This window comes from Pseudomonas sp. SDO5215_S409 (genome assembly GCF_054071325.1).
In genome coordinates this window covers 188348-214798 of record NZ_JBSVWN010000004.1, presented here as the reverse complement: position 1 = coordinate 214798, position 26451 = coordinate 188348, and the positions used below count along the sequence as shown (strand labels likewise).

Below are 26451 nucleotides of genomic sequence, written 5' to 3'. Positions count from 1 at the left end.
GCCCGCGCCCGCCTGTTGATAAGTGGCTTTGCCTTCGATGAAACACCCACAAAAAAGCGCCCCGAAAGGCGCTTTTTTCATGCCCCAAGCCCTCTCACTTCAGGGTCACGGTGCCTTTCATCATCGAGATGTGGCCCGGGAACGAGCAGAAGAACGCATAGTCGGTCCCCGCTGCCAGCTTGGACACATCAAAGGTCACCGAGTCTTTCTCGCCAGCACCGATGATCTTGGTGTGGGCGATGATGCGGGTGTCGCCGTCCTTGAGGTAGTTCTTGTCGAGGCCGGCGGCCATGCCGTCGCTGGCGATACCGGGCATGTCGGCGGCGGAGCTGAGCACCCAGTTATGGCCCATGACGTTTTTCGGCAAGCTGCCGGAGTGAGTCAGCTCGACGGTGAATGTCTTGCAGCTCTTGTCGATTTCAACGGCCTTGGTGTTGAACGACATTTGATCGGTGGAGTCGACAGTGACCTTGCACTCTGCAGCCAGCAACTGGCCGCTGGCCAACGTCAGCAGGGAAACAGCAACGATTTTGGCAAACATGTGAATCTCCATGGCAGGGTTTAAAAACGCGTGTTGCGACAAGGGTGCACGATACAGGCGGATAATCCTGTGACCTGTATCAACAAATTGTATACAACTTTAGGCTATCACATTCATCGAAACAATCTACCGGCCAAACGCCCGGCCCCGGCCTATGATCGCCCCATCACCCCCCCGATGGAGTCCGAACCATGCACCTCAATAGCCTGTTCCGCAGCCTGCTCGCCGCCTACGCCTGTGGCGCCAGCGGCACCTATGAGACACCTCGACGCGAGGTTTGACTCTTTAGAAACGCTTACAAGCCTTTGCGCTTTAGCGCAGGCTCACTCGATGGGCATGACCGTCACACGCACTTCGGGGTCATGACTGCCGCCGCCCAATATCACCCCGCGCAGCGGCGACACATCGGAAAAGTCCCGGCCCCAGGCCAGGGTGATGTGCTCCAGCGCGGGCTGCACGTTGTTGGTCGGGTCAAAATCCACCCAGCCCAACACCGGGCAAAACACCGACACCCAGGCATGCGACGCATCGGCGCCGATCAGGCGCGGCTGGCCAGGCGGTGGCTGGGTGAGCAGGTAGCCGCTGATGTAGCGCGCCGCCAGGCCGCGCGAGCGCAGGCAGGCGAGCATCAGGTGGGCGAAGTCCTGGCACACGCCGCGACGACGCTCCAGCACTTCCACCAACGGCGTTGCCACCTGCGTGGCCTCGGCGTCAAAGGTGAATTCGCTGAAGATTTTTTGCATGAGCGCCTGCACGCCCAGCAACAACGGGCGACCCGCCGTAAAGCAGCTTTCGGAGAACTCGACAAAGCTGTTCTTGAGGTGCACGTAAGGCGACTCGAACCGATACCGGCACGCCTCGAGCCGGTCGGCCGGCAGCGCCAGGCTGCTGTACGTCAACTGGCTGCGGGTGAGTTCCCAGGCCGGTGACTGGGCAAAATCCAGCGTCGGGCGCTCCAGCACCTCCACCGTCAGCGCGGCGTTGACCAGCAGTTCGTCATGGGGCCGCTCGAACGCCAGGCGCGTGATGGGGTTGCCGAACACGTCCAGCTCGTCGCGGCGCACGGTGGGCTCGGGGCTGATGTCCAGCAACTGCAGCGTGCAGCGTTGCCACGCGCAGGGCCGGGGCCACAAGTGCGCAAGCTGCTGGGCCAGCGACACCGGGCTGTCGTAGTGGTAGTGGGTATCGTGAAAAATCTGGTAGCGGGCACTCATCACACAGACACCGTTTGCTGGCTCACATCATCCACATGGGCAAAATGGCGCAAGGCCAGGCGGTCGGACACTTGCCCGCTTTCATCGGCCACGGCTTGCAACAGGTCGGCCAGGCCGTCCAGGGCAGCGCGCACGCTGGCATCGCCGAACAGCGGGTTTTCCAGGCAGCCCAGGTCAAAACGCGCCAGGCGCTCCACCAACGGGGCCAGCCCGCTGTCACGGGGCGCGGCAAAATCATCGTTCAGGCGACGCAAGTTGCGGCTCACCAGCTTGAGCTGAAACAACACCGCATGAGGGTTTTGTTCATCCAGCAGCAACAGGTCGAGCACCGGGATCAATTGCGGCACCGCCAGGTAACGCGAGCGGTAGGTGATGCTGCTGTTGCCCAGCTCCAGCAACCACTCAAGCCCGGCTTGATCGAACACCGCCACGCCGCGCAGGAACGCCGCCAGGCTGCTGCTCAAGAACTGCAAGCGCTCGATGCGCCGGCCCATCATCAGAAAGCGCCAGCCTTCATCGCGGGTCATGTCGTCCAGCGCAAAGCCTGACAGCGCCGCCAGGGACATGACCAGACGGTTGAGGAAGTCGAGCAATTCGCCGAAGTCAGGCTCCTTGCTCTCCAGTTGCAGGGCCTCGCGCTGCAACTCCACCAGTGCCTGCCAGTTTTCCCGGGACAGCTTGCCGCGCACCTGGGACGCCGCCCATTGCAGGCGTTGCAGGTTGGCGCGCAGGCTGAACGGCCAGTCATCGCCCAGCAGCGCCGCCAGCAACCGCTCGGGCAGCTCGCCCTCTTCGGGCAGCAAGCGCAGGCTTTCGCCCAGCTCCACGGCGGCCTGCAGGGCTTGTGGGTCGTCGCCGTCGACGTAACGCGCCAACACCACCCGCAACCAGCGCGCGCTGTCATCGCAGCGCTCGCAATAGCGGCCAAACCAAAACAGGTTTTCCACCACCCGCGACGGCAAATAGGGGTCGCGCCGCACCAGGTCATGCGCCCCAATGGCACGCTGTGCACGCCAGTGCTCGGTGCCGTGGGCCCGGTCGCCCAGCACCCAGGTGTCTTTGCTCGCGCCACCGCGTTGCATCGACACCACTTCGGCGTCGGCCTCGGCCGCCACGCGGGTCAGCCCGCCAGGCAGCACGCGGTAGCCGTCGGCGCTGGCCACCGCGTACACGCGCATGCCGATGGCGCGATGCTGCAGGTGGTCGTCCACGGTGTGCCACACCGGCGCCTGGGACAGTTGCGCCAGTTCCTGCGCAACGTACGCGTATGGCCGCGCCTGAATGCGTTCGGCCAGGGCCTGGCGTTGTTCATCATTGAGGTCGCGACCAAACACCGGCGCAAAACTTTGCGACGGGAACGCCGGTTTGATCAGCAACTCCGGGAGTTTTTCCAGCGCTTCGGCCAGCACCGGCGCCTCGCCACACCACCAGGTGGCGATGGACGGCAAGATCAGTTCTTCACCAAACAGGTGCTGATTGATCTTTGGCAAAAAGCCCAACAACCCGGGCGACTCCAACACGCCACTGCCCAAGGCGTTGGCCACCAGCACGTTGCCTTCACGCACCGCGCCCAACAGGCCCGGCACACCCAGGGCCGAGTCGGTGCGCAGTTCGAGCGGGTCGCAGAAGTCGTCGTCCAGGCGACGCATGATCGCGTGCACGCGGCGCAGGCCGTTCAGGGTTTTCAGGTACACCGTGGCGTCGCGCACGGTCAGGTCGCCACCTTCGACCAACGGGTAGCCGAGCTGCCGGGCGAGGTAGAGGTGCTCAAAATAGCTCTCGTTGAAACGCCCCGGCGTGAGCAGCACGATCAGCGGCGGTGCGTCGTCACCGGGTGCCTGGCGGGCCAGGGTTTCTTGCAGGGTGCGAAAGAACCCCGTGAGGTGGCGCACCTGCAAGTCGCGGTAAAGGTCGGGAAACGCACGGGACACGATGGTGCGGTTTTCCAGCGCGTAACCGGCCCCGGACGGCGCCTGGGTGCGGTCGGCGGTGACCCACCAGCGGCCATCGGGCGTGCGCGCAAGGTCCACGGCGTAAAGGTGCAGGAAGGTACCATCGGGCGGCTGGATGCCCTGGCATGGCCACAAAAAGTTGTTGTGGCCAAACACCAGCTCCGCGGGCAGCAAGCCTTCGGCGATCAGGGTTTGCGGGCCGTAGAGGTCGGCCAGCACGGCGTTAAGCAAACGGGCACGCTGGGCGATACCGGCCGACAGGTGCTTCCACTCATCAGCGGCAAGCACATGGGGCAGCAGGTCCAGTTCCCACGGGCGGTCGGCGCCCTTGGGATCGGCATAGACGTTGTAGGTCACGCCGTTTTCCTGGATCTGGCGCGTCAGCAAGGCCTGGCGCTGGGCCAGTTGGGCCGGGGTGCTGCGTTGCAGATGGTCGAGCAGACGCCGCCAGTGGCTGCGCACGGCGCCACTGTCGTCCAGCAGTTCGTGATAAGTACCGGCGGTGAGCGGGTATTGGTCGAGCAAGTCGGGCATGGAACGCTCGGCAGGGGCAAGGGACGTCAGATTAACTCACAAACACTGCAAATCCAGCGTGGATCCACGCGTGGGCGGTGAGTGGGCTTGCCGGGTGCGGGCAAGCCCACTCACTGCAACAGCGAGCGGCCTGTTATTCAGGGGCCTTGGGGTGGCGGCGCAGGTCCAGGGTGAGCGGGAATTCGTCGTCCACCCGTACCGGCGGCACCGCCAGCGTGCCCGGGCTGTGCCCCAAGCGGAAAAACCGCGCCAGGCGCCGGCTTTCGGCTTCGTTGGCGTTGACCGGCAAGCTGTCGTAATTGCGCCCGCCCGGGTGGGCGACGTGGTACTGGCAGCCGCCCAGCGAGCGCTGCATCCAGGTGTCCAGCACATCGAACACCAAAGGCGCGTGCACCGCGATCGTCGGTTGCAGGCAGTTAAACGGCTGCCAGGCGCGGTAACGCACCCCGGCGACAAACTCACCCACGCGGCCGGTGGCGTGCAGCGGCACCGGGACGCCGTTGCAGGTCAGCCGGTAACGCTCGGGCGGCAGGCCGTTCAACTTGACCTGCAAACGCTCCAGCGACGAGTCCACATACCGCACGGTGCCGCCCGCCCCGCCCTCTTCCCCCAGCACATGCCAGGGCTCCAGGGCCTGGCGCAGCTCCAGTTCGATGCCGTCGACGGCATAGTCGCCCACCTTGGGAAAACGAAACTCCAGGTGCGGGGCAAACCATTCGGCGCGCAGCGCGTAACCGGCGCCGTTGAGGTCTGCGATCACGTCGGCAAAGTCCTGCTCGATAAAGTGCGGCAACAGGAAACGGTCATGCAGTTGCGTGCCCCAGCGCGCCAGTTTCGGCGGCGCATAGGGCTCACGCCAGAAACGCGCGACCAGCGCGCGCAACAGCAATTGCTGGGTCAGGCTCATGCGCGCATGGGGCGGCATTTCAAAGGCGCGCAATTCCAGCAGGCCCAGGCGGCCGGTGGCGCCGTCTGGCGAATAGAGTTTGTCGATGCAAAATTCGGCACGGTGCGTGTTGCCGGTCACGTCGATCAGCAAGTTGCGCAGCAGGCGGTCGACCAACCAGGGCGGGCACGCTTCGCCCGGCGCGGGCATTTGTGCAAACGCGATTTCCAACTCGTACAACGCATCGTTACGGGCCTCGTCCACACGCGGCGCCTGGGACGTCGGGCCGATGAACAGTCCCGAAAACAAGTAGGACAACGACGGGTGGTTATGCCAGTAGCTGATCAGGCTGCGCAGCAAGTCCGGACGGCGCAGGAACGGCGAGTCTTTGGGCGTGGCACCGCCGAGCACAAAATGGTTACCGCCGCCGGTGCCGGTGTGGCGCCCGTCGATCATGAATTTTTCGCTGGTGAGGCGGGTTTGCCGGGCCTCTTCATAGAGGAACTCGGTGCGTTCGACCAACTCGTCCCAGGTGGCGGACGGCTGCACGTTGACCTCGATCACGCCCGGGTCCGGGGTGACGCGGAAATTGCTCAAGCGTGTATCGCTCGGGGGTTCGTAGCCTTCCAGCAGCACCGGGCAACGCAGCGCCTGGGCGGTGGCTTCGATGACCGCCACCAGTTCTAGGTAGTCCTCGACCCGCTCCAGCGGCGGCATGAACAGGTACAGCCGACCACCGCGAGCCTGGGCGCACAGCGCGGTGCGCGTGAGCCAGTCGGCGGACTGATCGACCTGCGGGACACGTTCGTCGCTCTCGGCGGCGTCAGCATGCGCATTCAATTGCGCCGTGCCCGGCAAGGGGGGCAAGTCCTGGCTGGGGTCGGTGGGGTGCACAAACGGGTACTCCGCCGCCGTCACCCAGGGCTGCGAGGCCAGCGGCAGGCGATAGCCCAGCGCCGAATCCCCCGGCACCAACCGGCAGTGGTCGCCGCGCAAGTACCAGCGCCCGCTCTGCCACTGGTCATTGGCGGCCGTGCGCGCCAGGGGCAGTACCTGGCCGATGACGGTGCCCAGGCCCTGGCCGAACACCTTGCGCAGGCGCTCACGTTCCAGCTCATCGTTAAGGCGTGGGTCCAGGGCGGTGACGTTCTGCGGCAAATTGCCTTCGCGCCACAAGAAATGCAGGTGATCCTCGTAGGCCGGGAACACAAACCGTGTGGGCAGTTTCAGGCGCTCGGCGATGCCCGCCAGAAAACGTCCGGCCATCACGCTGTCGGCGCCGTAGTCTTTCTGCTCGTCGGCGATCAGCGCCTCGTTATGCCAGATCGGCACGCCGTCACGGCGCCAGTGGCAATTGAGCGACCAACGCGGCAGTTGTTCGCCGGGATACCACTTGCCCTGGCCGAAATGCACCAGCCCCTTGGGCGCGTAGTGTTTGCGCAAGCGCTGGAACAATTCGGCAGACAGCCTGCGCTTGGTCGGCCCCAGGGCGGCGGTGTTCCATTCGGCGCCGTCCGGGTCATCGATGGACACAAACGTCGGCTCGCCGCCCATGGTCAGGCGGACGTCGTGCTCCAGCAGGTCGCCGTCGATCTGGCGGCCCAGTGCCTGGATCGCCTGCCATTGCGCCTCGGTGTAGGGCTTGGTAACACGGGGCGCTTCCCACCTGCGCTCTACCGACATTTCGTGGGCAAATTCGCACTCGCAAGGTTCCACTAACCCACTGATGGGCGCGGCAGAAGAAGGATCGGGACTGCACGCCAACGGGATATGTCCTTCACCGGCAAACAGGCCGGAGGTGGCGTCCAGGCCGATCCAGCCCGCGCCCGGTAAATACACTTCGCACCAGGCGTGCAGGTCGGTGAAGTCCACCTCGGTGCCGGAGGGGCCGTCGAGCGCCTTTACGTCAGCGGTCAGTTGGATCAGGTAACCGGACACAAAGCGCGCGGCCAGGCCCAGGTTGCGCAGCAGTTGCACCAACAGCCACGCCGAGTCACGGCAAGAGCCCGAGGCGTTTTGCAGGGTGAATTCGGGGGTTTGCACGCCTGGTTCCAGGCGGATCAGGTAGCCGATGTCGGCGGCCACGCGCTGGTTGAGGGCCACCAGAAAGTCCACCGCAGGCAAGGGCGTGCGGTCGATGGCGGCCAGGTACGCGGCAAACGTCGGCGTGAGCGGCAAGGTTTCCAGGTACGGCGCCAGCTCGCGTCGCTCATCGGCGGCATAGCTGAACGGGATGTTTTCGGCGTAGGGCTCAAGGAAAAAGTCGAACGGATTGAACACCGCCATTTCGGCGACCAGGTCGACTTCGATGCGCAGCTCGTCGGTCTTTTCCGGGAACACCAGGCGCGCCAGGTAGTTGCCCTGCGGGTCTTGCTGCCAGTTGATGAAATGCTGCTCGGGTTGCACTTTCAGCGCGTAGGACAAGATCCGCGTGCGGCTGTGGGCCGCCGGGCGTAGCCGCACGATCTGCGGGCCGAGCTCGACCGCACGGTCGTAGCGGTAATGCGTAACGTGGTGCAACGCGACATGAATCGACACGGCGGCCTCCTGCGAGCCTGGGCATGTAAGAAAGCGCGCAAGACTTATGCCATTCCGGCAAGCCCGGCGCACCGGATGACGGTGCTGTCTGTTCGGGCACCCGCAGCACCAAAATAGCGCTATCGGGCAAACACCGTGCAACACCCCGCCCACTTATAGTGCCGGGCCGATCAGCGGTCCCGTACCGTGATTGACACTACGCGAAGGCGTGAGGCAAGTTGGCGGCGCATTCCCCCCTGCGGCGACGGACGACCTGCATGCACACTGCTCGAATTGCAGCCGTCCACGACGGCGCTTCCATCCCCCTGTTCGGCGCCTCGTCACCGGGCCCCGCCTCGCCCGGCGCCATGCCGGTAGAAACCCATTGCCTGGAGCCCGGCGACTGGCACACCCATCGGCTGGACACACAAATGCTGACGATGTTTATGCGCAGCAGTGCGGTACTGCACTGCGAGGCGGATGCGGCGGTCAGGCGAATCCCGGTTGCCGCGCACTCCCTGGCATTTTCCCTGCGGGGCACGCCGGAGAGTGTCCGCTGGCTGGCGCCCGTGCAGTTCATCAGTGTGAGCCTGGGCGACCCGGTCATGCGTGCCGCCGCCGAGGAAACCGGCAACGGCCATTTCGAGCTGCTGCCCAACCCCGGTGTGCGCGATGAGCGTTTGAGCGCATTGTTTCAGGCGTTGTACCTGGAGCAGGCCAGCGGCTTTGCGTCGGGGCGATTGTTTGTGGACGCCATGGAGCAGGCCATCGCCGCCACGCTGGTCAGCCGCTACAACGCGTTTGCGCCTGCCACCCTGCGTCCGGTCAACAGCTTGCCAGCCTACTGCGCACGGCGGGTCGAGGACTACATTCAGGCCCACCTGGACCAACCGTTGTCGTTGCACGAACTGGCCCTGTGCGCAGGTTTCAGCCGGGCGCATTTTTCGCGGCTGTTTCACGCGACGTTTGGCCTGCCCGCGCACCAGTACGTGCTGCGCGCACGGGTCGAGCGGGCCAAGTCACTGCTGCATCGACAGGCGCCTTCGTTGCTGGAAGTGGCGCTGGCGTGCGGGTTTCAGACCTCACAGCATTTTTCGCGCACGTTTCAGCGCTACACGGGGCTGACCCCCAGCGCCTTTCGCCGCGCCTGCCAATAGCCGCAATAGACACATCCGCGCACTAACCGGCACGCCCGCCCAAGGCCTGCATGCTCCACTCTCGGTCCCTGAAACCCGACCGAGTACCAGCCATGCCCCAGCCCCCTGCCGTTCATAAAACCACCCCGGACACGTACCTGCTGTTTGGCGTGCAGCTGAAGATTTTGCTGTCGAGTCGGGAAACCGGCGGCCAGTTCTCCATGGTCGAAGGCCTGATGCCACCCGGCGCGGATGGCGGCCTGCACCTGCATGTGCAGGAAGACGAGTCGATGCACCTGTACGAAGGCGAGCTTGAAGTGACCATCGGCGACCAGGTTTTTACGCTTAAGGCGGGCGAAAGCTATTTTGCGCCGCGCAACGTCCCGCAGCGCCTGCGCAACGTGGGGGCTGTACCGGCCCGGGCCTTGGTGGTCGGCACGCCCGGCGGTTTCGACCAATTCGTGGCCGCGGCGGGCATTGCGATCATTAACGGCGTGATCCCCGAGGTCGCCCCGCCGACAGCCGAACAGATGCAGCACGTGATGGCGCTGGCCGAGCAGCACGGAATACGGATTTTGCCGGGGAACTGAGCACGTGCACCGGCCCTGAAACACGACGCCAGCACGGTGGCTGGCGTCGGGGGTTCAGGCGGCGATCAACGCGGTACGACGGGCTTGCGGGCAGGCTTCTTGCCTTTGCCCTTGGCGGCGTCGGTGCGTTCCTTGGCGGCCTGCTTGTTGCGCGCCATGGCGGCGGCCTTGGCCTGTTCGCGCTTGTCCCACGGGTTGCTGCCGTCACTGCCACGCGGCGGCAAGCCGGTGTGCTGGGTGAGGATTTTGGTGGTGGTGTCTTTGGCGACCTTGTGGCTGCCCGCAGGCGTCGAGTTCTTGCGACGGGCGCTCTGGTAGCTGTCGGTGGCCGGCTGGTGCAGCGGGATCAGTTGGTCTTTGCCCGGCCCGATCAGGTCGCCACGGCCCATGCGGGTCAGCGCTTCACGCAGCATCGGCCAGCCCTTGGGGTCGTGATAACGCAAAAAGGCCTTGTGCAGGCGGCGCTGTTCTTCGCTCTTGACGATGGTCACCCCGTCGCTCTTGTAAGTGACCTTGCGCAGCGGGTTCTTGCCCGAGTGGTACATGGCGGTGGCGGTGGCCATCGGCGACGGGTAGAACGCCTGCACCTGGTCGGCGCGAAAGCCGTTGCCCTTGAGCCACAGGGCCAGGTTCATCATATCTTCATCGGTGGTGCCCGGGTGGGCGGCGATGAAGTACGGGATCAGGTACTGCTCCTTGCCCGCTTCCTTGGTGTACTTCTCGAACATCCGCTTGAACCGGTCATAGGTGCCGATGCCCGGTTTCATCATCTGGTTGAGCGGACCTTCCTCGGTGTGTTCCGGGGCGATCTTCAGGTAGCCACCCACGTGGTGGGTCACCAGCTCTTTCACGTACTCCGGTGACTCCACGGCCAGGTCGTAACGCAGGCCGGACGCGATGAGGATCTTCTTCACCCCCGGCAACGCACGGGCGCTGCGGTACAGCTGGATCAGCGAGGAGTGGTCGGTGTTCAGGTTCGGGCAGATACCGGGGAACACGCAGGACGGCTTGCGGCACGCGGATTCGATTTCCGGGCTCTTGCAGGCGATGCGGTACATGTTCGCGGTAGGGCCGCCCAGGTCAGAGATCACGCCGGTAAAGCCTGGGACCTTGTCGCGGATTTCTTCGATCTCGCGAATGATCGACTCTTCGGAACGGTTCTGGATGATGCGGCCTTCGTGCTCGGTGATGGAGCAGAAGGTGCAGCCGCCAAAGCAGCCACGCATGATGTTGACCGAGAAACGGATCATGTCGTAGGCCGGGATTTTTTCCTTGCCATACGCTGGGTGCGGGATACGTGCGTAAGGCATGCCAAACACGTAGTCCATTTCTTCGGTGGTCATGGGAATGGGCGGCGGGTTGAACCACACGTCCACTTCGCCGTGCTTCTGCACCAGTGCACGGGCGTTGCCCGGGTTGGTTTCCAGGTGCAGCACGCGGTTGGCGTGGGCGTAGAGCACCGCGTCGTTGCGCACTTTTTCCACGGACGGCAGGCGGATCACGGTCTTGTCGCGGGTCATCTTGGGGCTGGCCAGGATCTGCACGACCTTGGCTTCTTCCGGGTCTTCGACCGGGCCCTTTTCCTGCTCGATGGCGCAGGCCTGGGTGTCTTGGGTGTTCACGTACGGGTTGATGATCTTGTCGATCTTGCCCGGGCGGTCGATGCGGGTGGAGTCCACTTCGTACCAGCCTGCCGGGGTGTCACGGCGAATGAACGCGGTGCCGCGCACGTCGGTGATGTCTTCGATCTTGTGGCCCCACGACAGGCGCTGCGCCACTTCGACAATCGCCCGCTCGGCGTTGCCGTACAAGAGGATGTCGGCGGCGGCGTCGATCAGGATCGAGTTGCGCACCCGGTCCTGCCAGTAGTCGTAATGCGCGATGCGGCGCAGGGAGGCTTCGATACCGCCGAGCACGATCGGCACATGGTTGTAGGCTTCCTTGCAGCGCTGGCTGTACACCAGGCTAGCGCGGTCCGGGCGTTTGCCAGCCATGCCGCCTGGGGTGTAGGCGTCGTCCGAGCGGATTTTCTTGTCGGCGGTGTAGCGGTTGATCATCGAGTCCATGTTGCCGGCCGCGACACCGAAAAACAGGTTCGGCTCGCCCAGTTTCATGAAGTCGTCTTTGGACTGCCAGTTCGGCTGCGCGATGATGCCGACGCGAAAGCCCTGGGACTCCAGCAGCCGGCCGATGATCGCCATACCGAACGAGGGGTGGTCCACGTAGGCATCGCCGGTGACGATGATGACGTCGCACGAGTCCCAGCCAAGCTGATCCATCTCCTCCCTGCTCATGGGCAGGAACGGCGCCGGGCCGAAGCATTCGGCCCAGTACTTGGGATAGTCAAATAACGGCTTGGCTGTTTGCATGACGGGTGACCGGTGTTGAGATGGAAAATCGCGGGCGCGGAATATAGCACAAAATTTGACCAATTCCGACGTCAGGGGTCGCAATTGTGGCGAGCCCGATCGCGGGCTTTCCCGCGATCAGGCCCTTACAGGCGCTGCAAGCTATTCGTCGTCGTCGAAGTTGTAGCTGCCCGGCGCCAGGTTCTCGAAGCGCGTGTATTTGCCGATAAAGGCCAGGCGGATAAAGCCGATGGGGCCGTTCCGCTGCTTGCCGATAATGATCTCGGCGATGCCTTTGTGTTCCGTTTCCGGGTGATACACCTCGTCGCGGTACACAAACATGATCACGTCGGCGTCCTGCTCGATCGCACCCGATTCACGCAAGTCGGAGTTCACCGGGCGCTTGTTGGGCCGCTGTTCCAGGGAACGGTTGAGCTGGGACAGCGCCACCACCGGGCAGTTGAATTCCTTGGCCAGGGCCTTGAGGGACCGGGAAATCTCGGAAATTTCGTTGGTGCGGTTGTCACCGCTGGAGCCCGGGATCTGCATGAGCTGCAGGTAGTCGATCATGATCAGGCCGACATCGCCGTGCTCGCGCACCAGGCGGCGGGTCCGCGCGCGCATTTCCGAGGGGCTGATACCGGCGGTGTCGTCGATGAACAGCTTGCGGTCGTTGAGCAGGTTGACGGCCGAGGTCAGGCGCGGCCAGTCGTCGTCTTCCAGCTGGCCGGAACGCACTTTGGTCTGGTCGATGCGGCCCAGGGACGACAGCATACGCATGATCAGCGATTCGCCTGGCATCTCGAGGGAGTACACCAACACGGCCTTTTCGCTGCGCAGTACGGCGTTTTCCACCAGGTTCATCGCAAAGGTGGTCTTACCCATGGACGGACGACCGGCGACGATGATCAGGTCGGCGGGCTGCAGGCCACTGGTTTTCTCGTCAAGGTCGGTGTAGCCGGTGGACAGGCCGGTGATGGCGTTGTCGGTGTTGAACAGGGTGTCGATGCGGTCGATGGCCTTGGTCAACAGGTCGTTCACGCCTACCGGGCCGCCGGTCTTGGGCCGTGCTTCGGCGATCTGGAAGATCTGCCGTTCGGCTTCGTCGAGGATCTCGGCGGCGGTGCGGCCTTCGGGGTTGAAGGCGCTGTCGGCGATGTCGGTGCTGATGCCGATCAACTGGCGCAGCGTGGCCCGCTCGCGAACGATCTGGGCATAGGCCTTGATGTTAGCGACCGACGGGGTGTTCTTGGCCAGTTCGCCCAGGTAGCCCAGGCCGCCGACCTGGGAGGTCTGGCCTTCCTTGTCGAGCTGTTCGGCGAGGGTGACCACGTCGATCGGCGAGTTCTGGTCGGCCAGCTTGGCGATGGCGCGGAAGATCAGGCGGTGGTCATGACGGTAGAAGTCGCCGTCCGAGACTTGATCCAGCACGCGTTCCCAGGCGTTGTTGTCCAGCATCAGGCCACCGAGCACGGCCTGTTCGGCCTCGATGGAATGCGGCGGCACCTTCAGGGCAGCGGTTTGCAGGTCATATTGCTCAGGAGCGGAGATATCGTTCATGGCCACTTGAATTTGGGGGTTTGTAGAAAAACAAAGGGCACGACCTGTAAACAGGATCGTGCCCGATGTTAACCGCCCGGCACGCGAGGTGCCAGTCAGTTAGGTGCTGCTTAAGCTGCTACCACGACAACGCGTACGGTGGCTTCAACTTCAGCGTGCAGGTGCACGGCTACGTCGAATTCGCCTACGTTGCGGATGGTGCCGTTCGGCAGACGAACTTCGCTCTTCTGCACTTCAACGCCGGAGGCGGTCAGTGCATCAGCGATGTCGTGGGTGCCGATCGAACCGAACAGCTTGCCTTCGTCACCGGCGGTGGCAGTGATGGTCACTTCCAGCTCGGCCAGTTGGGCAGCACGGGTTTCAGCCGAAGCTTTCTTGTCTGCTGCAGCTTTTTCCAGCTCAGCGCGACGCTCTTCAAACGCAGCCAGGTTGGCAGCGGTTGCAGCGGTGGCTTTGCCGTATGGCAGCAGGTAGTTACGACCGTAACCGGCCTTAACGTTCACTTTGTCGCCCAGGTTGCCCAGGTTGGCGACTTTTTCCAGAAGGATCAGTTGCATGTGGAAATCCTCTAACTTTTAACCTTCACCGTTCGCGTCATCGGTGCCTTTGGGCGCCGCACGACCGCGAAAATCAATCAGGCCGTCGACAATGGCCAAAACCACGAGTAACGGATAGATCAGTTGCATGAACAGCATCAGCGTTACGTACAACCCCACCAGCCAGAACCTGGCCAATCGCTTTTGCGCCACCAGCCCGTGAATCAGGGCCAGCCCGGCGAACATCAGCGGGATGCTGCACATCGGCACCAGCATGGCCATCTGAGGACCGAAATTCGGTCCGACAAGCATGCAAGCCAACAGCAACATCGCCGGCCCAAGCGGGATTCGGATACTGCGAAATTCGCGACCGAAACCACCCGGGTTGTACAAAGACGCCTGCCAGTAACGCCCAAGAATCAGGCTCAACAAGCTGACGACCTGCATTATTGCCGCTATCAGGCCAGTCAGGAGTGGTGCCACCAGTGCTACAAAACGCGCTCGCTCATCTACCGACAACTGCGTGTAGAGATCCCCGAGGGCTCGCGGCAGGACATCGATAATCTCCTGCGACAGCGCCTCGATCTGCGGGCGGAAAGCCGCGCCAAGCACCACTGAATACACCAACCCCAACGCCACGCTGACCAGCAGCGTGCGGACCCAGGACTCGCTTGCGCGCAAAACCAACGCAAGGCTCGAGGCCCCCACCAGTACCATAAGCACGCGTGGATCACCCAATTGCAGCCACCAGATCAAGGCCGGCAACAATCCCAGGGCCAGGACACCCACGGCGTCCTGCAAACCGCGCCGCAGCAGCACAAGGCATACAGCGGCAGCACCCAACCAATACAACAACGGCAATGCCGCACATCCAGCCACTACCAGAGTGGCCTGCACACGACCGCGCATGATGAACTCAGCTAAGGCGCGCATGCATTCAATCCCTTACTGCGTGTCGACTGCCCGGTCTCAGCGGCCGTGGCTGTCGGTGTAGGCCAGCAGGGCCAGGAAGCGGGCGCGCTTGATAGCGGTGGCCAGCTGACGCTGATAACGAGCTTTGGTACCGGTGATGCGGCTTGGAACGATTTTGCCGGTCTCGGATACGTAGGCTTTCAGAGTGTTGAGATCTTTGTAATCGATCTCTTTCACTTCTTCAGCGGTGAAGCGGCAGAATTTACGACGACGGAAGAAACGTGCCATTTGATAGGCTCCTTAAAAGGTCCGTGGATTACTCGTCAGCGTTGTCGCTGTTGTCGCTGTCATCGCTGTCGTCGCCATCGGCGCTTTCAGCATGCTCAGGACGGTCGCGACGCTCACGGCGCTCACTGCGGTTTTCTTCAGCCTTGAGCATCTCGGACTGGCCGGTAACGGCTTCGTCGCGACGGATGACCAGGTTACGGATCACAGCATCGTTGTAGCGGAAGTTGTCTTCCAGCTCGGCCAGGGCCTTGCCAGTGCACTCAACGTTCAGCATCACGTAGTGAGCCTTGTGAACATTGTTGATTGCGTAGGCCAGTTGACGACGGCCCCAGTCTTCCAGACGGTGGATTTTGCCGCCGTCTTCTTCGATCAGCTTGGTGTAACGCTCAACCATGCCGCCGACTTGCTCGCTTTGATCCGGGTGGACCAAAAAGATGATTTCGTAATGACGCATGAATGCTCCTTACGGGTTGTAGCCTGCCGCTCAAAAACGGTCAGACAAGGAGTGAATGACACTTATGGACCTTGCTGCGGGGAGGCACATGCGTACCGGCCATGCAGGCAAGGGGCGCAATAGTAGAGGAGCGAGGGGGAAGCTGCAAGCTGCACGCTACAAGTGGTAGGCGCAGGGGTGGCTGCAAGCTTGAGGCGTCAAGCTTGCAGCGTGCGGTCACGGCTTGCGCGGGGCGCTTCGTTGCCGGCGTGCTTCGAACAGACACACACCGGTTGCCACCGACACGTTGAGGCTGCTGACGCTACCGGCCATGGGCAGGTGCACCAGGTAGTCGCAATGCTCGCGGGTCAGGCGGCGCATGCCTTTGCCTTCGGCACCCATGATGAGAATGGTGGGGCCGGTGAGGTCCTGGTCATAAATGCTGACCTCGGCCTCCCCCGCCGTGCCGACGACCCACAGGCCGCGCTGCTGGAGTTTCTCCAGGGTGCGCGCCAGGTTGGTCACGGCCACCAGCGGAATCACTTCCGCCGCGCCGCAGGCGACTTTACGCACAACCGGCGTCAACGTGGCCGACTTGTCTTTAGGCACAATCACCGCCAGTGCGCCAGCAGCATCCGCCGAACGCAGGCACGCGCCGAGGTTGTGCGGGTCGGTCACGCCGTCCAGCACCAGCAGCAGCGGTGCACCTTCGGTACGGTCCAGCAGCTCGTCGAGCATGGCCTCGCCCCAGACCTGGCTCGGGCTGACATCCGCCACCACGCCCTGGTGGACGCCTTCGACCCAGGCGTCCATCTCGCGGCGCTCGGCCTGGCCGATGGCCACGCGGTTTTCGTTGGCCAGCTCGACCAGCGCTTGTACACGCGGCTCGCTGCGACCTTCGGCCAGCCACACCTGCTTGACGCGCTTGGGATGGTGACGCAGCAACGCTTCTACGGCGTGCACGCCGTAGATTTTTTCCAGACTCATGACTTGGCCTTAGGTTTGCGCGAGCCGCCGCTTTTCGCGGGGGCCGAACCCGTTTTGGACGGGCCTTTACGGTGTTTGCTCGGTTTTTTGTCGCCATCATGGCCGCCATGGCCCGAGGCCGGTTTGCCACCGGTCTTGGCTTCGCTGAGCAGTTTTTGCTTCAGCTCGCGGCTTTTGCGCACTTCGGCGTTTTTGGCTGCGGCGTCGCTTGGGCGATAGGCCTCGGAGGCGGTTTCCTTGGTCGAGGAACGACGGGCCGGTTTGACCGGCGCCGCTTCTGGCTCAACCTTGGCTGGCGCGGACTTGCCTTTCGGCGCGCTGGTTTCGGCCCCGCGCTTCTTACGCCCGATCGGTGCCTCGAGGGTTTTTTCGGCCATCTCGAAGTCGATCTTGCGCTCGTCGAGGTCCACGCGCATGACGCGCACTTCCACGGTGTCGCCCAAGCGGAAACTGCGCCCGGTGCGCTCGCCCGCCAGGCGGTGATGCACAGGGTCGAAGTGGTAGTAATCGCCCGGCAAGGCGGTGACGTGCACCAGGCCTTCGACGTAGATGTCGGTCAGCTCGACGAACAGGCCAAAGCCGGTCACGGCGGTGATCACACCCGGGAACGACTCGCCCACGCGGTCTTTCATGAACTCGCACTTGAGCCAGTTCACCACATCGCGGGTGGCTTCGTCGGCGCGGCGCTCGCTCATGGAGCACTGCTCGCCCAACTGTTCCAGGGCCGCTTCGTCGTACGGATAGATGCGCGCCTTCGGAATGGTCATGGCACCGGCGCGCTTGACGTGCGGGGTGTTCTGCTTGGAGTGGATCACGCTGCGGATGGCGCGGTGCGTGAGCAGGTCCGGGTAACGGCGAATCGGCGAGGTGAAGTGGGTGTACGCCTCGTAATTGAGGCCGAAGTGGCCTTCGTTTTCGGCGCTGTACACCGCCTGGCTCAGGGAACGCAGCATGACGGTCTGGATCACGTGGTAATCCGGACGGTCCTTGATGCTGGCCAGCAACGCCTGGTAATCCTTCGGCGTCGGGCCTTCCTTGCCTTTGTGCAAGGACAGGCCGAGCTCGCCCAGAAACGCGCGCAGTTTTTCCAGACGCTCCGGCGGCGGGCCGTCGTGAACGCGGTATAGCGCAGGGATTTCGTGCTTTTTCAGGAACTCGGCGGTGGCCACGTTGGCCGCCAGCATGCATTCCTCGATCAACTTGTGCGCGTCGTTGCGGGTGGTCGGGGTAATGGCGGCGATCTTGCGCTCGGAACCGAACACAATCCGGGTTTCCTGCGTTTCAAAGTCAATGGCGCCACGCACATGGCGAGCACCCAGCAGCACTTTGTACAACGCATAAAGCTGCTTGAGGTGCGGCACGACACCCGCGTACTCACCGCGCAGGGCTTTGGCTTCGCTGGTTTTGGAGTGTTCCAGAATGGTGCTGACCTTGTTGTAGGTCAGGCGCGCCTGGGAGTGGATCACCGCTTCGTAGAACTGGTAGTCGGTCATCTCGCCGGTCTTGGAGATGGTCATCTCGCACACCATGGCCAAGCGGTCGACTTTCGGGTTCAGGGAGCACAGACCGTTGGACAACTCCTCCGGCAGCATCGGGATCACGCGCTCAGGGAAGTACACCGAGTTGCCGCGCACCTGGGCTTCGGCATCCAGGGCCGAGCCGATTTTCACGTAGCTGGAGACGTCGGCGATAGCCACGTACAGCTTCCAGCCGCCGGAGAACAGGCGCAGCTTGCCCGGACGGGCTTCACAGTAGACGGCATCGTCAAAGTCACGGGCGTCTTCGCCGTCGATGGTGACGAAGGGCAAATCGCGCAGATCGATGCGCTTTTCTTTGTCTTTTTCTTCGACTTGCGGCTTGAGTTTGCGCGCTTCCTTCACGACGGCTTCGGGCCACACGTGCGGGATGTCGTAGGTGCGCAGCGCCACGTCGATTTCCATGCCCGGCGCCATGTAGTTGCCGACCACTTCGACGATATCGCCCTGTGGCTGGAAGCGCGGGGTCGGCCAGTGGGTGATTTTCACTTCCACGAATTGACCGATCTTGGCGTTGGCGTTGCGGCCCGGGGTGATCAGCACTTCCTGCTGTACCTTGGGGTTGTCCGGCACCACAAAACCGATACCGCCTTCTTCGAAGTAACGGCCCACGATGGTTTCGTGACCACGGGACACCACTTCGACAATCACGCCTTCACGACGGCCACGGCGGTCCAGGCCGGAAACCCGGGCCAGGGCGCGGTCGCCATCGAACACCAGGCGCATTTGCGCCGGGCTCATGAACAGGTCGTCGCTGCCGTCATCCGGGATCAAAAAGCCAAAGCCGTCACGGTGACCGGCGATACGACCGGCGATTAGGTCGAGCTTGTCCACGGGCGCGTAGGTGCCACGGCGGGTGTAGATCAGTTGAGCGTCGCGCTCCATGGCACGCAGGCGGCGGCGCAGGGCTTCGAGCTGGTCTTCGGTGGTCAGACCGAATTCTTCGACCAACTGCTCGCGGCTAGCAGGCGAACCCCGATCGGCGAGGTGCGCCAGGATCAGTTCGCGGCTAGGAATAGGGTTTTCGTATTTTTCCGCTTCACGAGCGGCCTCGGGATCGAGGGACTGCCAATCGGCCATTAGAGAGTTTTCACCTTGTCTATATGCGGGTTAGTTTGGCATACGCGTATTGAAACGGGAAATTTCAGACGCCTACAAGCGGGTAAAAGCGCTTTGCAGGCCCACGGCGCGCAGCTTGTGTGACCACTGGTAAAGTTTTCCAGGCTTTTTTGAAAACAGGGGTTTACAGCGCAAAAGCCACTCCGTATAGTGCGCGCCATCGACGACGGCAACGTTAACGATACTGCCCAGATGGTGAAATTGGTAGACACGCCAGCTTCAGGTGCTGGTGACCTTACGGTCGTGGAAGTTCGAGTCTTCTCCTGGGCACCAATTTCAAACTCAAGGTTAACCTTGAGACTCACAAAAACCCGCGAAAGCGGGTTTTTGCGTTTCTACCCTCCCTCAAGCCCGGAACTGCCCCAGACTCGCCTTCAACTGCGCCGCCAGCCCATCCAGCACCTTGCCGCTGGCGGTGGTTTCCACCACGGCCTGCGCCGCGCGCTCAGCCTGGGCATGGATAATTTCCACCCGCCCGCGCACTGCATGTGCACCCTGGGCCTGATGCTCCGCCGCACGCGTCGCCAGGCCAATCGCCGTATGCACCTGCTCTACCGACACCTGCACCGACTGCTGCAAACGCGCACTGTCACGCAACACCAACAAGCCTTCGCTGGCTTGGCGTCCGGCCTTGCCAATGGTTTCTACGGCTTCACGCGCACCTTGCTGCAACGCCACGATATGCGCCTGGATATCCCCCGTGGAACTCTGGGTCTTGCTCGCCAACGCACGCACCTCATCGGCCACTACCGCAAAACCCCGCCCGGTTTCACCGGCGCGGGCCGCTTCGATCGCCGCATTGAGGGCCAGCAGGTTGGTCTGCTCGGCGATCCCATGGATCACGGTCAGCACCACCTCGATCTGCTCGCTTTGCCGGGCCAGCCGCTCAATCACCTTGGCGCCATTATCGACCTGCCCCGCCAGCGCCTCGATCAGGCCGCCGACTTCGGCCGAGGTTCTGGAATTTTCATCCGTGGCCTGGCGAATCTCCACCACCTGCTGCAACGCCGCCTGCATGGCCTGGCTTTCCGCTTGCGCCTCATCCGCCATCTGCGAAAGCGCCCGCAGGCTCTCGGCCACTTCGTCACGCTGCAAACCCGCCGCCGCGTCGGCGCCCGCATTGCGCAGGCTCATGGCGCCGATTTCCACACCGGTGCGCTGAGCCACATCACCCGCTTCGCGCACGATGGGCTGCAATTTGTCCACAAAGCGATTAACCGCCGAGGCCATCGTGCCGATCTCATCCTGACTGTTGATTTGCATACGCTTGGTCAGATCCCCCTCGCCCGCCGCCAGATCATCCATGGCCACAATCAACAGCTTCAGGCGATTGACCACACGCCGGCCGAGCACCACCGCAATCAGCAGCAACACACCAAGACCGACCAGCGCCAACCCCATCCCGATGCGCCAGCGCAGGGTGCCCGCCGCGTCCTGCACCGCGCTTGAGGTGTTGGCAGCCATCTGGGTGGCCGTGGCTTGGGCCGATTGCAGCCGCGCGCCCATGGCCGCAGCACTGTCGGCGGCGGCGCCCTTGAGGCTTTCACCGACCAACTGGTCGCTGCTGGCAATCAACGCACTGAAGCGTTGGTCGAGCGCGGCCAGGTCTGCGTCTACCGACGCAGTGGAAACGCCCATGATGACTTTGCCGATTTCCACGCCATTGGGGCTGATGGACGCTTCGAGGTAGTAGACCGACGGGTCGCTCTTCGCCGCGTCCAGCAACTTGTCCAGGGCCCGCTCGCCCTTGCCCTTTTCCAGCAACGCCTGGTTGATCGGGTTGTCGCGGTTCAGGTAACGAGTCAGGTTCTGGCCCGTGGCATCGTCGTACACCACAAACAGCACATTCGGATTGCGCTGTGCACGCCGAGCGAACTCCGACAGGGTCGGCACGTCACTGTCCCACATGGCCCGAGGTGCCACCGAGGCCAGCAGTTGCGCCATGTCATTGGCGGAGTCCTTCAGGTCTTTTTCCAGGGTCGCACGCAACTGCTTCTGCTCTTCCTGCAAGCGCAAGGAAAGCCCGGCGGTAAGGCGCTGACGGGTGCTGGCAGACAGGTTGTCCAGGCTGGACGTGACTTCCTTGCCCGCTTGCGCCAGTTCATCTGACAACTTTTGACTGTCGACCCCCAACCGGCTGCCCAACTCCGCTTCCAGCGCAGTGACCGTGCTTCGCGTCAGGGCAACCGCCACCAACACTTGCACCAAAAGAGCGATACCCAGGGCAATGAACACCGGTCGCAATAACCGGCTTTGTAACAACGAGAGAACGGCAGACATTGGGAATCCCTCCACTTACGGTGCCATTAAATTGATAGCACCATGAAAGAGGGATGTTTAGCAAGGGTCGTGCCGCGCGAACGGCCAAAACAACAAAGGGCCCCGAAGGGCCCTTTGTGTTTTACATCAACAGCTTATCAAGCGAACGGATGACGCAGAACGATGGTTTCGTTGCGGTCCGGGCCGGTCGAAATGATGTCGATCGGTGCACCGACCAACTCTTCAACACGCTTGATGTAGTTGCGCGCCGCCTGCGGCAGCTCTTCCAGCGTCTTGGCACCCAGGGTGGACTCACTCCAGCCCGGCATCTCTTCGTACACCGGCTCCAGGCCGATATAGCTGTCGGCGTCGGTCGGTGCGTCGATCACGGCGCCGTCCTGGTTCTTGTAGCCCACGCAGATGTTGATGGTTTCCAGGCCGTCGAGTACGTCCAGCTTGGTCAGGCACAGGCCCGAAATGCTGTTCACATCGATAGCACGACGCAGGATAACGGCGTCGAACCAGCCGCAACGACGGGCACGGCCAGTGGTAGCACCGAACTCGTGACCGCGCTTGGCCAGGAACGCGCCGACGTCGTCGAACAGCTCAGTCGGGAACGGACCCGAGCCAACGCGCGTGGTGTAAGCCTTGGTGATGCCCAGGATGTAGTCCAGGAACATCGGGCCCACGCCGGAACCGGTGGCGATGCCGCCCGCGGTGGTGTTGGAGCTGGTGACGTACGGGTAGGTGCCGTGGTCGATGTCCAGCAGGGAGCCTTGGGCGCCTTCGAACATGATGTCTTTGCCGGCACGACGCAGGTTGTGCAGCTCGGCGGTGACGTCGAGCATCATCGGCTTGAGCAGCTCGGCGTATTCCATGCACTCATCCAGAGTCTTCTGGAAGTCGATGGCCGGCTCTTTGTAGTAATTGACCAGTACAAAGTTGTGGTAGTCCAGCAACTCGCCCAGCTTGGCCGCGAAACGCTCGCGGTGAAACAGGTCGCCGATGCGCAGGCCACGACGTGCCACTTTGTCTTCGTAGGCCGGGCCGATGCCGCGACCGGTGGTGCCGATCTTAAGCTCCCCACGCGCCTTTTCACGGGCCTGGTCCAGCGCCACGTGGTAGGACAGGATCAGCGGGCAGGACGGGCTGATACGCAGGCGCTCACGCACCGGCACGCCCTTCTCTTCCAGCTTGTTGATTTCCCGCATCAGGGCGTCAGGTGCAACGACCACGCCGTTGCCGATCAGGCACTGCACGCCTTCGCGCAGCACGCCCGACGGGATCAGGTGCAAGACGGTTTTTTCGCCATCGATGACCAGGGTGTGGCCAGCGTTGTGGCCACCTTGGTAGCGCACTACGGCGGCAGCATGTTCGGTCAGCAGATCAACGATCTTGCCTTTGCCCTCATCACCCCATTGGGTGCCCAGGACTACGACATTCTTACCCATAACACTTGTCCTCATTCGCGCAAACTTGGTGCCGGCAGCCGCCGGCAGGAAAACTCAAGAAGCCAGTGGCGATACTTGCCAAAGCCCGTTCTGCAGAATCAATTGCCGGTCGCAGTCCGCATCACGGGCGGCGGCCAATGGCTGCCCAGGCAATGCCTGGACGACACGCTGACCCTCGCTGCGCAACTGGCAAACCGCTTGCCAGAGTGCTGCGTCCGTACTGTCAGGCATCCAGATACCGCCTGACGGTAACTCGACTTCAGCACGCCCCAGGGTCACCAGGGTTTTCAAATCGGTGGAAAAACCAGTCGCCGGACGGGCGCGACCAAAATCGGCGCCGATGTCGTCATAACGACCGCCTTGGGCGATGGCCTGGCCAACACCCGGTACAAACACGGCAAACACCACACCGGTGTGGTAGTGGTAGCCGCGCAGCTCACCCAGGTCGAAATACAGCGGCAGCTGCGGGAACCGCGCCGACAGTTGCTCGGCAATCGCCAGCACGTCGTTCAGCGCCGCCAGCACATCGGCCGGCGCATTGGCCAGGCGCTCGCGCGCGGCATTCAGCACTTCCCGACCGCCGCACAGGTTGACCAGCGAACGCAGCATACCGGCGAGGTCCGCAGGCACCCCTTCGGTCAGGGCGATCACTTCGTCGATGGCCTTGCGCTGCAGGGCATCGAACAATTGTTGCTCCACTTCACCGGACAAACCGGCCGCGCGGGCCAGGCCGCGGTAGATACCGACGTGACCCAGGTCCATGTGCACATCCGGCACGTCGGCCAGTTGCAACATGGCCAGCATCAGGCTGATGACTTCCACGTCGCTGCTCGGACTCGCGTCGCCGTACAGCTCGGCGCCCAACTGGATCGGGCTGCGCGAGGACGACAAGGCACGCGGCTGGGCATGCAACACGCTGCCGGCGTAGCACAAGCGGCTCGGACCTTCGCGGCACAGGGTGTGTGCGTCGATACGCGCCACTTGCGGCGTGATGTCGGCACGAAAGCCCATCTGACGACCCGATTGCGGGTCGATGACCTTGAAAGTGCGCAGATCCAGGTCCTGGCCCGCGCCGGTCAGCAAGGACTCCAGGTACTCGATATGGGGCGTCACGACAAACTCATAACCCCAGCTCTGGAACAGATCCAACACCTGGCGGCGCGCGATTTCGATGCGCGCAGCCTCTGGTGGCAGTACTTCTTCGATGCCATCTGGCAGCAGCCAGCGGTCTACCGTTGCCATTACGCCATTCCCCTATGATCCGGCCAGCCAGCCCTTGGGCGAGCCCTGAGTGAAGCAGAAGGTGCCCGGCCCCTGCATAAACAACGCGCAAGAACGACGTGACGAATGGCCTGTCATCGGCCTCGTCGGGCACTTTCCTCGAAAAACCTGTGGCGTCTGCCGAACCAAACAACAATCAAACATGCAGACGCAAAAAAGCCGGGAATTTCCCGGCTGCCGCATCATACACCCGTTTTCTGAAAGGATCACCCCGCCCGGCACTTTAGCCGCCCGACGGAGCGATCGATTCAGGTCATCACCGGGTTACTTGGTCTTTTCCAGGTAGCGGAAGAAATCGCTGCTTGGGTCCAGCACCATGACATCGGTTTTGTTCGCGAAGCTTTCACGGTAGGCGCGCAGGCTACGGTAGAACGCGTAGAACTCCTGATCCTGGCCGTATGCCTTGGCGTAGATCGCCGCCGCCTGGGCATCACCATCACCGCGGGCCTCTTCAGACTCACGATAGGCTTCGGCCAGCAGTACGCGACGCTGACGGTCGGCATCCGCACGGATCCCTTCAGCCAGTTCATTACCCTTGGCGCGGTGCTCACGGGCTTCACGCTCACGCTCGGTGCTCATGCGCTCGAACACGCTGCGGTTCACTTCCTTCGGCAGATCGATGGCCTTGACCCGCACATCGATCACTTCGATGCCCAGCTCTTTTTCAGCCATTTTGTTCAGCGAAGCGGTGATATCCGCCATCAGCGCATCACGCTCACCCGACACCACTTCGTGCAGGGTGCGCTTGCCGAACTGATCACGCAGGCCCGACTCCAGACGGCGCGACAGACGCTCGTCGGCAATCTGCTTGAGGCCGGACGTCGCGGTGTAGAAGCGCTCGGCGTCCTTGACGCGCCACTTGGCGTAGGCGTCCACCATCACGGCTTTCTTTTCCAGGGTCAGGAAACGCTGCGTCGGTGCATCCAGCGTCATCAGGCGGCCATCGAACTTGCGCACCTGGTTAACGTAAGGGACCTTCACATGCAGGCCCGGCTGAACATCCGCCTGGACCACACGACCGAATTGCAGCAACACCGCGCGCTCGGTCTGAGACACGATGTAGAAGCAGTTCCAGGCAGCGATGACCACCACGACGCCCACAATCAGGGCTGTCAGCGATTTATTGCTCATCAACGACTCTCCCTGGTACGTGTTTGCTGTTGCAGCAAGTCAGCGGCTGCACGGGCACTCGCTTCATTGGCGGCAGACGTCGAGCCGGTGGACGGCGCAGCAGTGCCGCTACGACCACTGTCGATCATCTTGTCCAGCGGCAGGTAAAGCAGGTTGTTCTGCCCGCCCTTGTTGCCGGTCACGAGCACCTTGCTGGTGTTGCTGAAGACTTCCTGCATGGTGTCCAGGTACAGACGCTCACGCGTGACTTCCGGCGCCTTGCGGTACTCGGCGACCAGCTTGGTAAAGCGATCGGCCTCACCCTTGGCACGAGAAACCACTTCGTCGCGGTAGCCGTTGGCATCTTCAAGGATGCGCTGGGCCTGACCACGGGCTTCCGGCACCACGCCGTTGGCGTAGGTTTCAGCCTGGTTGCGCGAACGCTGCTCGTCTTCACGGGCACGGATCACGTCATCGAAGGCTTCCTGTACTTCGCGCGGTGCAGCGGCGCTCTGTACGTTGACCTGGGTCACGGTGATACCGGTGCGGTAAGTGTCAAGGAAGCGTTGCAGGCGTTCCTTGATTTCACTGGCCATCAACTCACGCCCTTCGGTCAGCACCTGGTCCATCGCGGTGGAACCCACCACATGGCGCAAGGCACTTTCGGTCGCGTGTTGCAGGCTGATTTCCGGCTGGTCGACGTTCAGCACGAAGTCCTGCAGGTTGCTGATCTTGTACTGCACGGTCAGCGGCACTTCGACGATGTTCTCGTCTTCGGTCAGCATCTGGCCCTGCTTGGTGTAGGCACGCTCACGCGTGACGTTTTCCATGTACTTCTTGTCGATCGGCGGGAAATAAATGTTCAGGCCCGGCCCGACCGTCTCGTAGTACTTACCGAAGCGCAGCACCACGGCCTGCTCCTGCTCGTCCACCACGTAGACCGCGCTGTACAGCCACACAGCCGCCAGCACGACGAGGCCCAAGCCCAGCAGGCCGAAACCACCGCCCTTGCCTGCGCGACCGCCGTCGTCACTACCGCGTTTTTTTCCACCACCGAACAACCCATTCAGGCTTTCCTGCAGCTTTCGGAAGGCCTCGTCGAGATCTGGTGGCCCCTTGCGGTCGCCGTTATTGCGGCGTTTACCACCCCAAGGATCCTGATTATTCGAGTTGCCACCCGGCTCATTCCAAGCCATAGCGCTCTCCATCTGATAAAGCAAAGACGCACCCACGGCGCGCCGACCAATGCTACAGAATGCCTG

Annotated in this window: 18 protein-coding genes, 1 tRNA gene and 2 pseudogenes; 3 read left to right on the top strand and 18 right to left on the bottom strand. The window is 62.7% G+C overall.

Going from position 1 to position 26451, the window contains the following annotated elements; translation table 11 throughout:
• Positions 1-94: 94 nt before the first annotated feature.
• The 4 genes from azu to ACW9H9_RS03735 form a co-directional block, all read right to left on the bottom strand.
• Positions 95-541 carry an azurin gene (azu, locus tag ACW9H9_RS03750; RefSeq protein ID WP_457341664.1) on the bottom strand — a complete coding sequence of 149 codons (447 nt, stop codon included), beginning with the start codon at positions 539-541 and terminating at the stop codon, positions 95-97.
• Between the two features lie 323 nt (positions 542-864).
• The gene (locus ACW9H9_RS03745) at positions 865-1755 is read right to left on the bottom strand and encodes a transglutaminase family protein (protein ID WP_457341663.1); all 891 of its coding nucleotides are present in this window, start codon (positions 1753-1755) and stop codon (positions 865-867) included.
• A complete protein-coding gene (locus tag ACW9H9_RS03740; protein WP_457341662.1) occupies positions 1755-4241 on the bottom strand; it encodes a circularly permuted type 2 ATP-grasp protein in 2487 nt (828 codons plus the stop codon). Before ACW9H9_RS03740 ends, ACW9H9_RS03745 begins: the two co-directional genes overlap by 1 nt.
• Positions 4242-4374: 133 nt before the next feature.
• Positions 4375-7665 (bottom strand): transglutaminase family protein, encoded by a 3291-nt coding sequence (locus tag ACW9H9_RS03735; protein WP_457341661.1) that lies wholly within the window; start codon positions 7663-7665, stop codon positions 4375-4377.
• A gap of 257 nt (positions 7666-7922) precedes the next feature.
• Between ACW9H9_RS03735 and ACW9H9_RS03730 the strand changes: the two genes are divergently transcribed.
• On the top strand, positions 7923-8801 hold the full coding sequence (locus ACW9H9_RS03730; protein WP_457341660.1) for a helix-turn-helix domain-containing protein: 879 nt from the start codon (positions 7923-7925) through the stop codon (positions 8799-8801).
• Positions 8802-8893: 92 nt separating this feature from the next.
• Entirely contained in the window at positions 8894-9370 is a 477-nt protein-coding gene (locus ACW9H9_RS03725) for a cupin domain-containing protein (RefSeq protein ID WP_457341659.1), read from the top strand.
• A 65-nt stretch (positions 9371-9435) separates the two neighbouring features.
• On the opposite strand, the gene ACW9H9_RS03720 is transcribed toward ACW9H9_RS03725, so the two are convergent.
• From ACW9H9_RS03720 to rnr, 8 genes are all read right to left on the bottom strand, one after another.
• Positions 9436-11739: a YgiQ family radical SAM protein gene (locus ACW9H9_RS03720; RefSeq protein WP_457341658.1), complete on the bottom strand. Its 2304-nt coding sequence runs from the start codon at positions 11737-11739 to the stop codon at positions 9436-9438.
• Between the two features lie 141 nt (positions 11740-11880).
• Positions 11881-13278 carry a replicative DNA helicase gene (gene dnaB / locus ACW9H9_RS03715; RefSeq protein WP_457341657.1) on the bottom strand — a complete coding sequence of 466 codons (1398 nt, stop codon included), beginning with the start codon at positions 13276-13278 and terminating at the stop codon, positions 11881-11883.
• Positions 13279-13388: 110 nt separating this feature from the next.
• Entirely contained in the window at positions 13389-13835 is a 447-nt protein-coding gene (gene rplI, locus ACW9H9_RS03710; RefSeq protein ID WP_003171376.1) for a 50S ribosomal protein L9, read from the bottom strand.
• Between the two features lie 18 nt (positions 13836-13853).
• Entirely contained in the window at positions 13854-14747 is an 894-nt protein-coding gene (locus ACW9H9_RS03705) for a hypothetical protein (RefSeq protein ID WP_457341656.1), read from the bottom strand.
• 36 nt (positions 14748-14783) lie between these two features.
• Positions 14784-15014 carry a 30S ribosomal protein S18 gene (gene rpsR / locus ACW9H9_RS03700; protein WP_003171373.1) on the bottom strand — a complete coding sequence of 77 codons (231 nt, stop codon included), beginning with the start codon at positions 15012-15014 and terminating at the stop codon, positions 14784-14786.
• A 28-nt stretch (positions 15015-15042) separates the two neighbouring features.
• Entirely contained in the window at positions 15043-15468 is a 426-nt protein-coding gene (gene rpsF, locus ACW9H9_RS03695) for a 30S ribosomal protein S6 (RefSeq protein ID WP_457341655.1), read from the bottom strand.
• Between the two features lie 216 nt (positions 15469-15684).
• A complete protein-coding gene (gene rlmB, locus ACW9H9_RS03690; protein WP_457341654.1) occupies positions 15685-16434 on the bottom strand; it encodes a 23S rRNA (guanosine(2251)-2'-O)-methyltransferase RlmB in 750 nt (249 codons plus the stop codon).
• Positions 16431-19049, bottom strand: a complete 2619-nt coding sequence (rnr, locus tag ACW9H9_RS03685) for a ribonuclease R (protein ID WP_457341653.1) — start codon at positions 19047-19049, stop codon at positions 16431-16433. The genes rlmB and rnr overlap by 4 nt, the downstream gene beginning before the upstream one ends.
• 225 nt (positions 19050-19274) lie before the next feature.
• Between rnr and ACW9H9_RS03680 the strand changes: the two genes are divergently transcribed.
• Positions 19275-19361 (top strand) — tRNA-Leu (locus tag ACW9H9_RS03680).
• A 72-nt stretch (positions 19362-19433) separates the two neighbouring features.
• Here the strand turns inward: ACW9H9_RS03680 and ACW9H9_RS03675 are convergent.
• The 6 genes and pseudogenes from ACW9H9_RS03675 to hflK form a co-directional block, all read right to left on the bottom strand.
• A pseudogene (locus tag ACW9H9_RS03675) lies at positions 19434-19979 on the bottom strand (methyl-accepting chemotaxis protein); the annotation flags it as partial.
• A gap of 360 nt (positions 19980-20339) precedes the next feature.
• Positions 20340-20393, bottom strand: a pseudogene (locus tag ACW9H9_RS03670) (hypothetical protein); the annotation flags it as partial.
• A gap of 1112 nt (positions 20394-21505) precedes the next feature.
• A complete protein-coding gene (locus ACW9H9_RS03665; protein WP_457341652.1) occupies positions 21506-22798 on the bottom strand; it encodes an adenylosuccinate synthase in 1293 nt (430 codons plus the stop codon).
• 54 nt (positions 22799-22852) lie between these two features.
• Positions 22853-24040, bottom strand: a complete 1188-nt coding sequence (locus ACW9H9_RS03660) for an ATP phosphoribosyltransferase regulatory subunit (RefSeq protein WP_457341651.1) — start codon at positions 24038-24040, stop codon at positions 22853-22855.
• A 303-nt stretch (positions 24041-24343) separates the two neighbouring features.
• A complete protein-coding gene (gene hflC, locus ACW9H9_RS03655; protein WP_457341650.1) occupies positions 24344-25210 on the bottom strand; it encodes a protease modulator HflC in 867 nt (288 codons plus the stop codon).
• A complete protein-coding gene (gene hflK, locus ACW9H9_RS03650; RefSeq protein ID WP_457341649.1) occupies positions 25210-26385 on the bottom strand; it encodes an FtsH protease activity modulator HflK in 1176 nt (391 codons plus the stop codon). The genes hflC and hflK overlap by 1 nt, the downstream gene beginning before the upstream one ends.
• Positions 26386-26451 lie beyond the last annotated feature (66 nt).